Origin of the sequence: Spirosoma profusum, from assembly GCF_014699005.1 — a bacterium.
GTDB classification, from domain to species: domain Bacteria; phylum Bacteroidota; class Bacteroidia; order Cytophagales; family Spirosomataceae; genus Spirosoma; species Spirosoma profusum.
Genome location: NZ_JACWZY010000004.1, coordinates 327,002 through 343,669 on the forward strand (window position 1 = coordinate 327,002; position 16,668 = coordinate 343,669).

A 16,668-nucleotide genomic window follows, 5' to 3' on the forward strand; every position below is an offset into this window, starting at 1 on the left:
GCTGTTAATTGTTGGACCTTACTTTGACCGTAACATCAATCGGGTCGGCAGAACTACCGACTGGCTGATTTTCAAAGAAGTAAACGGAAGGGATGGGTGGAATACCCGATAAGACGTAAGGCGTTTGACCGCCAAACATACCGGCATCTACCGGATTCTGGGCGGTGCTGCCATAACCCGCACCGATGGCCGGCGAACCTGATTTTAATTTGAAATATCCGTCGGGAGAGCCAGTAAGCACGAATACAGTGCTCATATCGATGTTCGATTTATTATTGTTGGCTGTACCGAATTGAGTTCCCGAACCAATATTATTAGACAGTAAGTTATCTGTACCTTCAAATGTGCCAACGTACATAATATTATTGGTTAAGGTACTAGTATACGTTCTCACTTTACCCCGTCTAAAAACATTATTTTGAATCAATGTGACGGCGTTTACACTGCTATTTATGCATAGACTTTCTGTTTGTTCTCCTTGGCTAGAACCTACAAACATGTAATTATTGGTAACTAGTATTCCAGTTGAAGGCTGTTGTATAAACAGGACAAACCCAAAATTTTGGGTTATAATAATATTGTTAACGGGAATAGAAGAATCATTTTGTTTATAGTACAAACCAATTGTTCCTGACTGCCACTCCGGATCTGAATTACCAAAAGAAGAAAACTTATTTCGTTTAATGATAATATCATTACAGAATACATTAATACTATTCCCAGAAAAATCCATACCCAAAACAACTGACCCTTCAGAACCTACATAATAGGTGATACCACTTATTCTGGCTGTTTGTGTAAAGGCCTGTAGATTGGTATTGGCATCCAGAAAGAAGCCGGGCCCAATTATCGTTAATTTTTTTGTCGAGGTTAAAGTACCATATGAATTCGGTGAGCCCTCTACATGAATAGTGTCACCCGAAGCGGCCGCATCATGGGCAGCCTGTAGGGTTGTGAGACCGACGTTTATTCCGCTGTTATTATTAACACGCCATATTTTGGCATAAGAGGAACAACAGAAAAGCAGGCAGTAAACGGCCAGAAGTAAAGTTTTCATTATAAATTATAAGTATGGAGTGGATAATTACTGAGTAATAGTACCTGTATTGTTTCCTTTATCAAAATTTTTTTAATATAAAACTGGCTGGTATATATCTATTTTTATTTAACGGTTTGTTTTTAAAGGATAAGTTTATTTCAATGACATTTTAGCAACTTAAGGGAGTTATCGGTAGTAACATAACCCGATTCATCGATAGTATGAAAGGGATTCTTAACAGGCATAAGCGGAACGTATTATAGGCTTGTTGTCGAAATGCAATATTGATACGTTAATTCAACACACTGGCTCGTAATACGTTCTCGTGAATCTGTTTTTTGTCTTCGACCTTACTAACGACGACACGTTTAAGTGATATGTTCTCGACTGGAAGTTCTTTCTGCCCTAATATCCGGGAGATAAACCTGACATCGGTGGCCGTTACGTTGTCCAGAAATACGTCTTTGATTGGGGTAAGTCGACGTTCATACGTAGGCACCAGGGTACGCCATTGATACAGTACGTCGGTTTCGATGCCCAATACGCCCAGGTCAATTTTCCCGGCCGCTACGTTGGTCATGTGAATATTATGTACGTATCCACCCATCCGTTCGTTGGTTTTTATGAACAGCAGATGGTTCAGTTTAGCGCCATCCACTACCCGACAGCTATCGACAAACACATTTTCAATGCCGCCCGAAAGTTCACTGCCAATCGCAACCAGCTGATGGCCGTTTTTCACCGTGCAGTTGCGAATAACAATATTTTTCGAAGGCGTTTTTAAGCGCCATCCTTCGGGGTTTCGACCGGATTTGATGGCAATCGCATCGTCGCCCTGATCGAACAGACAATTCTCGATCAGTACGTTCTGGCTCATTTCCGGATCGACGCCATCATTATTATGACCATGTGCATAGACTTTTATCTTACGGATCACTACGTTCTTACACAGATACGGATGGATTGTCCAGAACGGGCTGTTGGTAATGGAAATCCCTTCGATCAGAATGTTTTCGCTGCGGTTAAACTGAATAAACTGCGGACGCAGGTGAGCCGTATCATTGACCATCTGTCGCTGCTCAACCGGAGTCCGATTCCAGGCTAAATTGTAGAGTCGTTTGATGCTTTCCATGTGCGATTTTGGCCGCGCGTACCATTTCTGCCACACATCCAGTTTAGCCTTTAGCTCCCCTTCGCCGGTAATGGCAATATTTTTACACCCATATGCATAGATCAGGGGCGAATAATTGTAGCATTCCAGTCCTTCCCAGGTAGTATGAACCGCAGGTAAATAGTCGTCTGGATTTTCGGAAAATAGCAGCACGGCACCTTTGTCGAGATGCAGTGCTACGTTACTTTTCAGATGAATTTTTCCCGTTAGCCACTCACCTTCCGGAATAACGACCACTCCCCCGCCCTGTTTACTGGCTTGATCGATCGCTTTGGCAATTGCCTGCGATGTTTTCGCCTTATCGCCCTGAACAGCGCCAAAATCGTTGATGGATAATCGTTTACACTTGCTAAAGTCAGGTACTTTAATTTTTGGAATGACAAACGGGGCTTTAACGCTTATCTCCTGAATCGTCAAACCCGGCTCTTTCCTGACAAAGCCGTAAACAACGATCGAATAAACGGCCAATAAACAAACGATAGTTGCTTTCATAATTTAGCTTTCGCGATTTCGGCCAACACCGGCTCGATTAATTTCCCTGATACCACTGCATCCAGACGCAAATCATCGGACGTCATTTTATTGATTGCTAACCCCGGCGTTTTAAAGCCATTTATAAACAGCTAGTATACGTTCTGCGTATTTCGCCGTAGCCTCCGCTCTGGTGCCATTTAGCTTAATCATTGATGATAAACTTATCGAGCGAAACAAAATTGCCGGTACTGCCATACACGCTTTTTCGCTTATCCGACCAGTTGCCACGTTCACCCATGACCGAAACGGTCAACGTATAACTGGCTTTTGGCAGACTGGCACTCAGGAAACTAAGCGATGCTACCGGATAACTGCAATACATATCCACCAGGGCTGTGCGCACAATTTTCCCCTTGCTATCCTGAAGAACGATACGTGCATAGCCGCCATCAGGACCCGCTTCACCAATCAAGCCGATTTGCGTACCCGTAAATTTCAACGAAAACGAAGCGCCCTTTTCGGCCGAGCGGCTCACCGATGACGTATCGGATGAAGATTGACTCCAGTTTCCAGTGAATGTTATCCGAGATTTATCCGTGTTTTCAATAAATTTCTGACCAGCTTTTGCCGGAGAAGCGGCACCTGTCGACGTATTGATTTGCCAGGCTTGCTGGTACGTTGCCAGTGAAAGCGAATGGCCAGAAACCGAAAGTGGCTGCCAGACATGCGTAGCGGCTGAAGCCTGTTTTGGAAAAGCCCATCGATCGCCCATGAACAGATACGTAGTGCCTTTCGATCCGGCAATGGGCAGAACAAACGTGGTTTGGGAATTCCAGGTTAAGGTGCCTTTCGGCGCGAAGGTGCCTCTGAATGTCCACGGGCCGTTTAACGACGTAGCGGTATAATATTCATTATCGTTACGTTCCCAACTGGTCAGATGAGAACCCAGAAAATAGTAGATACTGTCTTTTCGGAAAATAGCAGGTGATTCAAAACCTGGGGTCATGCTTTTGTTAACCTGCTCACGCACAGCCTGATAATCATCGCTGAGTTTGTAGATTTCCCCGCCGTGAATCAATACGTATCCCGAACCATCCTGATCCTGAAAAGTGCCCATGTCCCATTTCCGAATCGGCTTATCGTTGAAAAGAATTGGGCCTTTAAACGTATATGGTCCAGTAATGCTATTCGACGTAGCATAACCGACAAACTGGTCTGTGTAACCCAACGTATCGACGTGCATAAACATAACGTATTCGCCGGTTTTTGGGCATTTCATTACTTTCGGGCGTTCCCCCACCCGGTTTGGGCCTAACTTTCCCGATGGCTGAACCGGTAATGCCACCCGCTCGAATTGCCAATTGTACAAATCTGTCGAGGAGTAACAGTTGACGCCCGCAAACGCGTTACTGGTATCCGTATGAGCTTCGCCAAACAAATAATAACGCCCCTTATCCAAAACAATATTCGCACCGTGCGCACTGACAATCTGACCTTTATCATCAAACCAGGGAACACCCGAATAAATCGCGTTGTAAGCTTTTTGCCGCTGGGCATCAGCATAATGATACGTTAGCGAAAGGAGAGCCACGAACACAATTTTGGCCAGGCGCATAGGAACCGTCAAGGTTATTTTGAGTAGTTGGTAGACAAGCGAAACGCTTTATTTGGAGAAGCTGTGAGCCGTTTCTGGCACGGCGCCGTACTGAGATTGTTGATTACCCAGATTGATAAAGATGCGATCCAGAATGACGCCCGGGTCAATCTTATAAATGGTCAGCGTATGTTTTCCAGCGGGTAACGAAGCCTGTTTGATGGTTCTGACTGCTACGTTGCTGAGTACGTTTTGCTTCCATTCGTCGGTACGTCCCACCGTTTTGAAGTTAAGAACTGTAAGCGCACCGCCATCAATGCAAACCGCGTAGCGCATTTCCTGCTCGTTATTGAGCGGAAAGGTTGGCAAGGTGTAGACACTGAAATCAGCCGGTGACGGGTGAAACGTATAAAAATCATACGTAACGGAAGGATTCGACCGGATCAACGTAGTATCACTCAACTGTGTCGTTGCCTGAACCGACAAGGGCAACGCTTCCAGCGCCTTGCCCGCAGAACCTAATCCGTCGACAACTTCCCATTGAGTCCCTTTCCCGCCTGTGCGGGTTGATGTGCTCGCGGCATCAATGGCAATAAACCCGGCTGCTTCAACAAAATCTTTATACTGATTTAATTCTGGTACGTTAGCATTATTAGCTTTTACGCTAACGCTGATAGTCTGGCTTCCACCGACGACGCTGACCGAACCCGATAAGGCTTGTTTCGGAGCCTTGACCCAGTCGATTTCAACCCACAATTGAGCCTCACTTTGGCCTTCTTTCGGAGTGAGCGTACCCTGCATCTGGCTCACTTTGATCCAGTTAGCCGACGTAGTGATTGTAAACGGAAGGCTGATTTCCCGGCTGAGAAAAACATCAATAAAATAGCGTTGCTTATTCCATTGATCAAATTCGGGAAGCGCTAACGTAGCATCCGAATCCACTTTTGAATACCCTTCGGGAGTAACTTGCCAATCCCTACCTGTAGATTTAGTCGTAAAATTGGTAGTAGGCAGTTCATAAACAGGCAGCTCACGCGGATTCATCGACATCATTCCCTTCCATTTCCCTTGCGCCAATTGGTTGTTGAAATAATCCGTTTCTCTGACAATAGCCTCGTACGCCTGCTTCGACAACGTAGCATAGTGATGGGCGGTGATACGTCCCTGTTCGGCGTAAAGGTTCGCTTTATCCCGGTATAGAAACTTTTTGTTCATCAGCGACGCGCCCACAATCGGGTATTCGACCAGTTCGTAATACGCATTTTTGAGGTGAGCAGGCATGCGTGAACTTATCGTCCGAACTTCTTTTTCCAGTTCATCATACCGATCCAGCCGACGTTGGGCCTGATCATTAAAAAAATGATGGTTATAGGCCGTCAGCGGCTTAACAGGTGTAGTCGGCTCGGTTTGGCTCCAGCCCATGTATTCAGGCTTTCGCTCGAAGGCTAACTGAAAATAATCCCACAAATTTTTTGCAACAGACGTAGCAAACTGACTCCCAAGTAATTGACTTACCCAGTTTTGCAGGTGCTGCCTGGAGTAACGGCTATCCATAAACGGTTCGACCTGGTAGGCCATGTCCATAAATAGCTGTAAATCGTATTCACCGGGTTTTATGTCGCCAACGTTGAGTACCCAGATTTGCCGGGCGTTCATCGTATACGCTTTGGTCATTTCCTCACGCATCAGAGCGGGGTGAGTTGTGGAAAGCCACAGATAATCATGCGGTCGTCCCCAATAAGACGCATGGTAATAAACACCTGATCCACCCGAGCGTTTCGTTTCGTCGGCATTGCTTAGTTGGTGGATATAGCCATAATTATCGTCGGGCCAGATCAACGTAACATCGTCCGGAACCTTAAGGCCATTGGCATACACATCCAAAACCTCTTTGTACAGCGTGAACACCTGGGGTACTTTCGTTACGTCGGGGTTGATGTGTTTTTGGAGTAAATCGCGTTGGTCGGCAAAAATCTGCTCCAGTAACGGAACGGCTTCTTTCGTGCCTTTAACGCCTTCCATACCGCTATCGTGCACCCCGCGCATACCGATGGTGTACATTACGTTGGCCACACCCGCCTGTTTCACCCGACTTTCCCAGTAGCTATAAACCGCCGGTTTGTTGGTGATGTAGTTAAAAGCACCCATGCTTTTTTTGTCCCATTCGCGAACGTTGTTACGTAGCATGGGTTCGGCGTGAGAAGTGCCGACAATAATTTCATAGGCATCCGCTACGTCTTTATTGCCCGGAATTGTGTAAAACGGTTTCGTGCTGGGATGCATGCCCGGCCAGATCAGGTTGGCCCTGAGTCGGAGCAACAATTCAAACACCCTGGCGTACGTTTTTGGACCTATATCTTTTGTTTCTGGCTCAAACGTTTTGGCTGCCCAGGGCTGCAATCCCCAATCTTCATCATTGATAAATATGCCCCGGAATTTCACGGAAGGTGGGTTTGACGTAGTCGACTCGATTGCAATTGACAACTGAGTTTTCGTTGTCGGTGTTACGTCAGCCCACCAATACCAGGGCGAAACGCCAATCTTTTCCGACAGGTTAAACACGCCATACGCTGTCCCCCGGCTATCACTGCCGGTAATCACCAATACCTGATCTGCGTTTTTGAATGGCTTATCTAAAACCTTCTGAACGTAGCACTCCCACTTTCCATTCAAAGAAGCAAACGAGTTGTCTCTCAGCGATTTAACCAAGCTAGAATTGACCGTTCCAATGAGAATCAGATTGCCACTGGCGTTATTTACATCCGTATAAACGTGCGGCAGATAACCCGTAACCCGCTGAATATCCTGCGCCAGCAGATGGGCTGCGATTGAATCCAGTTTTCGATCATCGGCAGCATACACAATCGATACCTTTGTCTTTGGCGTGACCAGGTCAAAAGGAATTGCAGTTGCATTCAGAGCGCCGTTTAACAAAAGGGTTAACGTAATTAGCAGCAATCGTTGAACGTTAATCATGTTTTCTGCTGGAAATAGCCCGCAGATTCTTAAGCTCAATTTGAGGTAGCCTGATTATCAGGCTACGCCAATCAAAAGTAGCTTAAGAACCCGTGGACTATTTGTTTCTAAGAAATTGGGGTTGAATACAGGCATAGAAGCGCCCTCACCGACAAGCCTAAACTCCGTTTAATAGCCTGTATTTTGAGGATAACCTTCCGAATCCCGATCAATGACCGACTGCGGAATCGGGCGTAGGTAGTATTTGTCTACGTTAGTTACCGCGCCGTTGGCCAGGAACGTTAAGTTGTTGTATTTGAAAGCCCGATCCAGTTTACGCGTACGCTTCAGATCGAGCCAACGCTTGTACTCCCCGGCCTGCTCACGCGCTTTTTCGTCCAGAATGAAATCAAGTGTTACTTCCGATGCCGTAATGGCTAAACTCTGACCTGCTTTGGTCGCCCGAGTACGTACTGCGTTCAGCTTGGTAGCCGCGTCGGCTGACTTACCCAGTTTGAAATACGCTTCAGCAGCTACTAGATACGTTTCTGCCATACGGAACAGGAAAATATCCCGCGTACTGGCATATAAGAGCTCATTATTACCCGGAAGGGGCGCATTGGGATCATAAAACTTGTTGATCATGGGAAACTTCTCTACCCCGCCCACATTGTTGAAAGCTTGTTTCCACTTCTCAAATCGGATGATTTCTACGTTCGGATTGGCTTTCTTTAGTGCCGCCGAATCAGCCGCTGTAAAGAGTTGATCTGGATAAGGAAAATAGAATCGCAGGTCGCCTTTTTTAATGATGCCATCATCTTTGGTAGCGTAGAGCTGGCTCAAAAACGTTACGTCATAGCGGGCATCCTTGGCCGTGTTATAGAGCGTGTAGAGAAACTGGGTCGGCATGAAATCAGACCGCCGACGGTTGTAATCTTTCGTAGCCGTGACCTCATCAAAGCCTTTTTCCCGCCAATACCGCCAGCCGAACAGAATATTCTGCCCGTGTCCCGGAATAGATGCACTACCGGCCTCATACTGCATCGATAAGATAATCTCTTTACTACGTTCATTACCTGGTTTGAAAACATCGGCAAACGAGGGCAGAAGACTGTAGGTGCCGCCTTTGATGATTTCTTCAGCATACTGGGCAGCCTTCTCAAAGTCGCTGCTGGCCCCGAACGATTTGTATCCCCTGGTCAGATACACCAGCGAAAGCAGATGCTTGACGGCGTCCTGCGTAACCCGGCCAAAATCAGCCGTTGTTACGTCAACCGCAGGCAGGGCGGCCGTCAACTCCGTGATCATGAAATCGTAGACCTGCTGTTCAGTGTTGGGTACAAAGTGGGTGACTGCCGAGTTGATCTCATCCTGTACGATGGAAACACCCCCGAAATTTTCCACCAGCAGGTAATAGTAATAAGCCCGAATGAAACGTACCTCAGCGATACGTTTGTTTTTGAGGCTTTCGGCTAATCCCGGAATCGAGCCACCCCGATTGATGGCCGTGTTGCAGCGCTGAATACCAGCATAAGCAGCCGAAAAGAACGTACTGCCGGGACTGTTATCGGAAGTCAGGGTTTTATATTCATTGAGCTGAATGGCGGGTACCTCGTTGGCCTGTCCACTGACTAATTCAATCTCGCCCCGCGTCGTGAGGTCGGTGCCCCACTCGAACAGGCTGGGATTGAGATTATAGATGCTACGTAGTGAAGAATAGCACGAATTGATCAATGACTCGTAACTGGCGGCATCCTTGAAGTAATTTTCGCTGGTGATGCCGCTGAGGTTTTGTTCCGTGAGGAAATCATTGCAGGAGACCAAAGCTGTTGTGAGCAGCAGGGTCAATAGTTTATAAATTGTCTTTTTCATGAGTTGACAGGTTTCGGTTAAAAAGAAAGGTTTACGCCGAACAGGTAGGTAGCCGTGCTGATGGCGGTTCCATACGTATTCTGGCTTGTCCACTCGGGATCGAACCCATCGTACTTGGTAAATAGAAACGGATTGGTGGCCGTTGCGTAGAGCCGTAAGCTATTGATATTGACCTTTTGAAGCAATTCGCGGGGAAAAGTGTAGCCTAAGGTGATGTTATTCACCCGAACGAAATCCGACTTCCTGTAATAGATGGCGTTCACGAAGGAACCAGGGTTACCAGGTTGGAAGTGGGTCGTCGACGGATTGGTTGGCGTCCAGTAATCGACGTTCATTTGCTTGTAGATCTGGTTGTAGTTCATAAAACTGGCGTCGAATGAACTGCTATATTGCTCACCCTGTCGCGAGTAAACCAATACGTATAAATCCAGATTGCCGTAACGAAACGTATTGCCAATTGAGCCGGTCCAGGATGGTACTCGCTTACCAATGATTTGCCGGTCACTGGCATTGATCACGCCATCGTTATTGATATCCTTCACCCGCACCTGACCTGGCTTCTGGTTGTATTTGGCGGCCAAATCGGCTTCGCTGGTTTGCCAGATGCCATCAAATACGTAGTCATAGTTAACCTGCACCGGCTGGCCGATGAAAAACAGACTACCTACGTCGTCCTTAGCGCCATTGGCCGTTTCCCGGATCTGGTTTTTGTTGGCATCAAAGACGTAATCGGTTTTCCAGGAAAACTTTCCCTTCTCAATATTGATGGTAGAAAGCCCTACTTCAATTCCCCGGTTACGCAAACGGCCCAGGTTGGCTTTGATTGAGTTGAAACCCGCCGGAGCTGGCAAGTTTTTGTCTACCAGGATATTACGAATATCGCGATTATAGACATCGATCGAGCCATAGAGACGGTTGTTAAACAGGCTGAAGTCCAGTCCAAGATTGATTTCCTGGGTAGTTTCCCAGGTCAGGTCTTTATTGGCAAGCCGGTTGGGGGAGTAACCCTGAGCCAGCGCGCTACCAAAGTAGGTAACCGAAGAGCCAAGTGTAGCTTGCGTTGTATAGGGATCAATCCGGTCGTTGCCCGAGGCTCCGTAACTGAGTCGGAAGCTGAGGTCATTGACAGGTGTGAAGGTTTTCATGAAATTCTCCTGACCCAACCGCCACTTGATAGCTGCCGATGGAAAGAAGCCATACTGATTACCTGCGGCCAAATGAGAAGAGCCATCATAGGTACCCGAAACAGTGAGCAGGTATTTGTCTTTATAGCTGTAGTTCACGCGGCCAATAAGCTCGGTTAGGGTATACAGACTAAAGTTGGAACGTACCGTTGGGCCAGAATAGACGCCAGCGGTGGTCGTGTTAGTGGCCGATCCCAGGTTGTACCACAGCGAGTTATAGGGCAAATTAAAGACATCCGCTCCGCTCGACTCAAGTCGTTCCAGCTGCATACTCTGGACCAGCGTAGCGGTGATTTTGTGAACTCCTCCGAAGTCAGCTTCGTAGATCGCCTGGTTATCCCATCGCCAGTTCAATTGCTCACTGTTATCGTATGTCGCTTTGTTATACCCCCCCGCCCCAGCGCCTTCTTTCGATAGCCCGCCTATAAACCAGGCTGTTCGGGTGGTGTAGTAGTTAGGAGAAAAGGTAGATTTCAGGGTCAGGCCCTGGGTGGGCTGCAATTGAACGTAGATATTACCGAATGCCCGAAAATACCGGTTCATCCGAATGTCATTATCCCGGTCGAATAAGGGATTGATCACACCATCACCGCCCAGTACCCGAAACACAGGAGTGCCGTTGTTGTCGTATGGCGAAACCGTGGGAGGTAAACGGTATGCGGAACGTAGTGCCTCATAACTGCCCTGATTTTGCAAGTCCTGAGAGATGTAAAAGTTAATGCCCGCTTTCCATTTCTCAGAGATTTGTCGATCTACGTTGCCCCGGAATGAATAACGCTTAAAGCTTTCCGGACTTACGTTGCCATCTTCCTGCAGAAAACCGGCCCCCAACGAAAACCGGGTCTTGTCATCGCCCCCACTCGCTGACAGGTTGTGATTCATCTGCAAGCCATTTTTCAAAAACAACGAAGGCCAGTCGGTGAACTTCCCCGCGTCAATATTGGCCCATTGTTCAGGGGTAAAAAAAGCGGTATTGGTGCGTGAAATGTCCCGGCCCTGCGCCTGAAACAACTGCGTGCGAAAAGCGACGTAATCTGGACCATCCATCATGTCGGGCAAATGGATGGGAACCCGGGAGCCTACATATCCATCATATGAAATGGTCGTTTTACCCGATTTACCGCGTTTGGTGGTCACAATCACTACCCCTTTGGCGCCCCTGGAGCCGTAGATAGCTGTTGCCGAAGCATCTTTTAATACGTCGATTTTGTCAATATCCGCCGGGTTGATATCGTTCAACCCCGAGGTAGTAGGAATGCCGTCGATAACAAACAGTGGGGAGTTGGAGCCACCGAATGAGCTGGTTCCCCGCACGTTGATGCTATATCCGGAGCCGGGTTTTCCCACGTTTTTGACCACAACCACACCCGGTACGTTACCTTGCAGGGCGCCGGTGGCGTCAGTAGTCGAAGAGCGTCCGATAATCGCTGAGTTGACAGAGGCAATGGAACCGGTCAGGTCCGATTTCTTCTGTGTACCGTATCCCACCACCACGACTTCGTTAAGGGTTTTGTTGTCAGGCTGCAACTGAATGTCCAACGTAGTGCGCGTACCGACAATAATTTCTTGCGTGGTATAACCCACCAGCGAGAAAACGAGGGTGCTGGCAGCGCCTTCCGGTACGTTCAGGCGGTAGCTTCCATCAGCGTTCGAAGTCGTTCCACGCGTCGTTCCTTTAATCACTACGTTGACCCCCGGTAATCCCTGCCCTTTTTCATCTGTTACGTTTCCCGAAACAGATCTGTCAACAGGTTTATCCATATCAACAGCGGCCATATCAGTCGACGAAGACGTAGCGTGACCCGACTGATTCGTGTCGGTTGGACTAGGCTCGCGATTCAGAATAATATAGCCACCCGATACGGCATATTGAATACGTAGCGGCCGGAGGAGTTTAACCAGTACGTCCTCCAGCGGCTGATTGTGCATGGTCAGACTCACTTTTCGATCACGAATGAGCGAGGGCGTATAGGAAAAACGAACTTTAGCAGATTTTTCTAACTGATTCAGAATGGTCTTCAAGTCGCGCTGTTCGGCCTCAACCGTCACGGAGCGTTTGAGTAAATCCTGCGCCAAACCGTCCCGGCCGTAGGTCAAACTGGCCACTAGCACGATAAGCATCAGGGATACACTGGTTCTCATAAGGAGCGCAATCAATTTGCGTTTGGTAATCCTTTTTTTCATAATTTACCAACTGTTTTTGAGTTTAAGAAAACAAAACCCTCCCCGGCTCCCCTAAAGGAGCTGCTGTTTGCCAAGACATGGAGGGAAGTAACGACAGTCGCGGGGCAGAAATGAACATGGGTCCAAGCAGGTTCATTTTGGAAGCCCGGCGACTTTTTTTGGGGTTTTAATTCATCAGAATATATTGGGTTAAGAGATTAGGGACTTGTTACGTTGCTTATTCATCACAACCAGCACTGCTGATAACCACCTGAGTGCCATCTACTTTATAACTGGCGCCAATGGTTCGGCAGATAATATCTAACTTGGTAAAAAACGGTTCTTCGCCCATAGGAACCGTCAACCTACAGTTTTTCATAACCGACTTGTCGTAAACAATAGACACCCCATACGCCATTTCCAATCGGGTGAATACGTGGGCAATCGGTGTATTATCGAATTGGAAACTAACCATTTCCTGTTCCGAAGCAGATAAGACTTTAGGTTCGTTGGCTAGAGTACGGGTAATTTGCTGATTGTCAATCAGGAACGTAGCTTGCTGATTAGGAGTCAGTAGCGACGTTTCATCGATTTTTTCAGATTTATCGGTTTCCTTCATCGGGTAAACCGCCACACGTCCGGTTCGTACCACTACAGATACTTGCTTGTCTCCGGTCTGTACGTTGAAACTCGTTCCGACCACGCGGGTGACTAACCCACCGGCATACACGAGAAAGGGGTGTTGGGGATTTTTCGTTACGTTAAAAAAAGCTTCACCCGTCAGAAACACTTCCCGGTTGGCTCGTTTGTCAAGATCACGGGCGTAACTAACCCGGCTGTGGCTGGCCAGCGTTATCTGACTCCCATCTGGTAGCAGGACTAGCTGAGATTTATTCTGCGTATTGGCTACTTCCGTCAGTGGCAGAGTTGACGTTTTCACCAACTGATCGTAAGCGTAAGCCGATAAAGTTGATTGAGTCTGCCAGATTCCCCAGCCAATACCCAAAAGCACAACAACCGCAGCCGCAGCCTGCCACCACTGAAAACGGTTACCTAATTGACGTATTGGTACGTCAGGTGCGGTGCTGGCCAGAATCCGGTTGATTTCCTGGGTTAACTCAGCATCGGACAACGTACCACCTGCCAGTGTTTGCAGAATAAACGTACGGGCTTCTTCCAGGTCCGCTTTTTTATCTGGATAAGTCGTCAGTAGGTCCCGCCAAACCGCTACGTTGGGCGCAGCCCCTGCCCGAACCCACTGGACAAAATCGTCATCGATCAGAAAATCATTTACCTCATAATCCTTATACTGCTTCATGGCTGAACACCATATCAGGGTGTATATAAGGAGGATAGAAAACGTATCAGATTATAATGAAAAAATATCAATTTTTTTTTCATTAATCGCTAACAGACTCTTTTCTAGCGACTTACAACTAACAAATAATAATTAAAGAAGGATGTAGAACGCTACGAAGAGTAGCCCCCATTGCTCGCGAAATGATTTCAGCGCCTGCGATAGCAGGTTGGTGGCTGCGGGTTTGGAGATATCCAGAACCTGAGCGATTTGATCGTTCGTCAGATTCTCATAAAATTTCAAATGAATGACCTCCTGCTGACGCTTCGATAGTTGACTGATCGATTTCTGGAGTTGCGCACGCTTATGAACATCCATTTCCTCGGCAATGATCCGGTTTTCGGCATGGTGATTATCTTCCAGTTGATTTTCACCAAAGTCGTCAGGCAGTTCACCCCACAAGGCATCTTTTTGGTGCTTCTGAAAAATGAGGTTACGAAGCGCTATGAACAGGTAGATTTTGAGATTAGTAACAGGACCTAAAAACATCCGGCGTTCCCACAGATTGACAAACAGGTCATGCACATGATCCTTTAATTGATCACGATCTTTGAGGAATTTGGTGCCATATTCGAACAGAGGCCGATAGTAGATACGTAACAATTCCTCGAAGGCTTTGCGGTCTCCTTCCCGAAATGACTGCCAAAGTCCTGTATCCTGTTCGACTACCAAAAATGTAAGAGTGATGTACTAACTAATTTATCGTCAACCCAATTAAAGTACAAAAAAAGCGACAATAATTCTATTCTGGAGAAATTTCTTATTGAAGGCTATCTGCTACGCTGGTACTTTGAACCAGTTTAAACATTTAAAAATTGCCCCTAAATGAGTGGTTTTGTTATTCCGACGAAGGAAGAATCTCAAGTATCCTTGCTGATGAGTAAGGATACTTTAAGGGAAGTGTGGTGATCTCCAACTGTTCGACTAGCTATCATTTAAATACAATTCTGGGTTGCATTTAGAAGGCATGCGCTGCTCTCTATCCCCTTTACTTTTATAACTTCGGGAAGCCAGTTTAATGTCGGTTATGGAAGCTAATTGGGGGCTGTTTGGGTCAAGCTCGCCCTAGGCTTTCCCGCACAGTTTTTCGTAGGCACCCACCGTTGCGAACACTTTTCCCTCAAACGTAGGCGATTGTCGGCTGGTAATCTTAATACGTTTAACACGTGCCTGTGCCGCTAGAATGAATAGAAAAAAAAGGGCAATGGATAAACATAGGCTAGCTTTTATCCGGTTCATAGGGCCTAAAGGTTTAGATTGATTTGACAAGCCATGTAGATTCCTGGTCCAAGAACCAACAGACCAGGAATTGCCCATCAGTTTAAAATAGCGATGGCTATACGCTTCGCACAACGCTACTGCTGATTGCTGCGGATGTATTGGATGATAAACTCATCAAAATCGGTATCGACCTTGAACCCTAGCTGGAGCGCCCTCGTATTATCGGCTGCACTAGGCCAACTCGTCACGATCCGATTGATCGCCGGGTCAGGCTGAAAGTGTACCCTTGCACGAGTCTCTTTTCCAGCAATACGTTCCAGTGAATCGAGCATTTGCTGTACAGTAACCCGAATCCCCGGTAAGTTTACCGTACGCCATGGACCAAAAGCTGCTCCGTCCAGTGTGGCTCCTGTCAAGATATTTTGAATAACGGCATCCGGACTAGATACCCAGACGGCTAGTTCTGGCGCTACGGGACAAATTGCCTGTTCTCCGTTAAGAGGTTCGCGAATGATACTGCTGACAAAGGAAGAAGCCGCCAGGTTAGGCCGACCCGCTCGCACGCAAATGGAAGGGAAGCGTAATACGCGCCCATCGATAAAGTTTTTTCGGGTGTAGTCATTGACCAGCAAATCGCCGATCGCCTTTTGGGCCCCGTAAGAGGATTGCGGAGTAACGATGGTCGAATCGGTAACCACCGCAGGCAAATCTCCTCCATATACGGCCATAGAACCCGCAAATACAAATCGGATACCCGGTCGCTGATGACGGCAGGCTTCCAATAACGCACGGGTTACATCCAGGTTCACCTTCCAACCCAGGTCAAAATCTGCTTCCGCATGGCTGCTGACGACAGCGGCCAGATGAAAAACCAGCCCGGTTTGGTCCGTAATGATGGCTTTAGCTGCACCTTCCTGGGAAAGGTCCATCTGCTGGCAGCTTATCCTGGTATCCTTCGCTGGCTTGGCAGGCATGACAATATCGACCAATACTATTTGATCAAAGACGAGCGAACTCGTCAGGAGTGCTTTTGCCAGTTGCTGCCCCAGGAATCCAGCTCCGCCTGTGATAAGTATTTGCATCGATGTAAATTTGGCTATCGTATGCTAAAGGAAAAAGCGTGATTAAACTCCTGATGATTCAGAAAAGTGGGCTAGCTATAACCTGACACTTTATTGGCTGATTTGTATTGGTTAACAGTCTATTTAAGGGGTTAAGCAAAATTAATGGTGTATTCTTGGCCGACCTGACTCAGAATCCGCTCGACCGCTTTACGCAGGCTTTGGCTGCTGGCATAATCCGCCAACCTCAACCACTCATGCTTCAAGCGATGCCAAAGAATCTCGATCAAATTCAACTCCGAGCCATAGGCAGGCAGATATTGCAAATACACCTGCTGAGTGGCCCAATGTTTTTGGCGAGCCATCACTTCGGCACTCCGATGGAAACTGACATTATCCAGCACCAACACCGGTTTGCCCTGGGGTGGACACTGACGAATCCAATCATCGACAAAGTGGATAAAGGCCTGAGCCGTCGTGGGGCCACTATAGCTGTAAGCTTGTAGGCGATTCTCTAGCGTCAGAAAGCCCGCCACCGTGAAGCCCTGGCCTCGCTGGGCAGGTAAACTGACGGGCA

At 47.4% G+C, this 16,668-nt stretch carries 11 protein-coding genes; all 11 read right to left on the reverse strand.

Going from position 1 to position 16,668, the window contains the following annotated elements; genetic code table 11:
• Positions 1-4: 4 nt before the first annotated feature.
• Positions 5-1,057: a right-handed parallel beta-helix repeat-containing protein gene (locus IC229_RS07640; RefSeq protein WP_190886352.1), complete on the reverse strand. Its 1,053-nt coding sequence runs from the start codon at positions 1,055-1,057 to the stop codon at positions 5-7.
• A 274-nt stretch (positions 1,058-1,331) separates the two neighbouring features.
• The gene (locus IC229_RS07645) at positions 1,332-2,702 is read right to left on the reverse strand and encodes a glycoside hydrolase family 28 protein (RefSeq protein ID WP_190886353.1); all 1,371 of its coding nucleotides are present in this window, start codon (positions 2,700-2,702) and stop codon (positions 1,332-1,334) included.
• Positions 2,703-2,886: 184 nt separating this feature from the next.
• Positions 2,887-4,299, reverse strand: coding sequence for a family 43 glycosylhydrolase (locus IC229_RS07650; protein WP_190886354.1), 1,413 nt, complete (start codon positions 4,297-4,299; stop codon positions 2,887-2,889).
• Positions 4,300-4,347: 48 nt separating this feature from the next.
• Entirely contained in the window at positions 4,348-7,254 is a 2,907-nt protein-coding gene (locus tag IC229_RS07655; protein ID WP_190886355.1) for a glycosyl hydrolase 115 family protein, read from the reverse strand.
• A gap of 168 nt (positions 7,255-7,422) precedes the next feature.
• Positions 7,423-9,105: a RagB/SusD family nutrient uptake outer membrane protein gene (locus IC229_RS07660; RefSeq protein ID WP_190886356.1), complete on the reverse strand. Its 1,683-nt coding sequence runs from the start codon at positions 9,103-9,105 to the stop codon at positions 7,423-7,425.
• A 17-nt stretch (positions 9,106-9,122) separates the two neighbouring features.
• Positions 9,123-12,431, reverse strand: coding sequence for a TonB-dependent receptor (locus IC229_RS07665; RefSeq protein ID WP_190886357.1), 3,309 nt, complete (start codon positions 12,429-12,431; stop codon positions 9,123-9,125).
• 259 nt (positions 12,432-12,690) lie between these two features.
• Complete coding sequence (locus IC229_RS07670; protein ID WP_190886358.1) at positions 12,691-13,770, reverse strand: FecR family protein; 1,080 nt, start codon at positions 13,768-13,770, stop codon at positions 12,691-12,693.
• Positions 13,771-13,902: 132 nt separating this feature from the next.
• Positions 13,903-14,481 (reverse strand): RNA polymerase sigma factor, encoded by a 579-nt coding sequence (locus tag IC229_RS07675; RefSeq protein WP_190886359.1) that lies wholly within the window; start codon positions 14,479-14,481, stop codon positions 13,903-13,905.
• 393 nt (positions 14,482-14,874) lie between these two features.
• Complete coding sequence (locus IC229_RS35275; RefSeq protein ID WP_223833906.1) at positions 14,875-15,048, reverse strand: hypothetical protein; 174 nt, start codon at positions 15,046-15,048, stop codon at positions 14,875-14,877.
• Positions 15,049-15,164: 116 nt separating this feature from the next.
• Positions 15,165-16,112 (reverse strand): D-erythronate dehydrogenase, encoded by a 948-nt coding sequence (gene denD / locus IC229_RS07685; RefSeq protein WP_190886360.1) that lies wholly within the window; start codon positions 16,110-16,112, stop codon positions 15,165-15,167.
• A 131-nt stretch (positions 16,113-16,243) separates the two neighbouring features.
• Positions 16,244-16,668: transposase (locus IC229_RS07690; RefSeq protein WP_190886361.1), on the reverse strand; the 425-nt coding region annotated here is incomplete at its 5' end.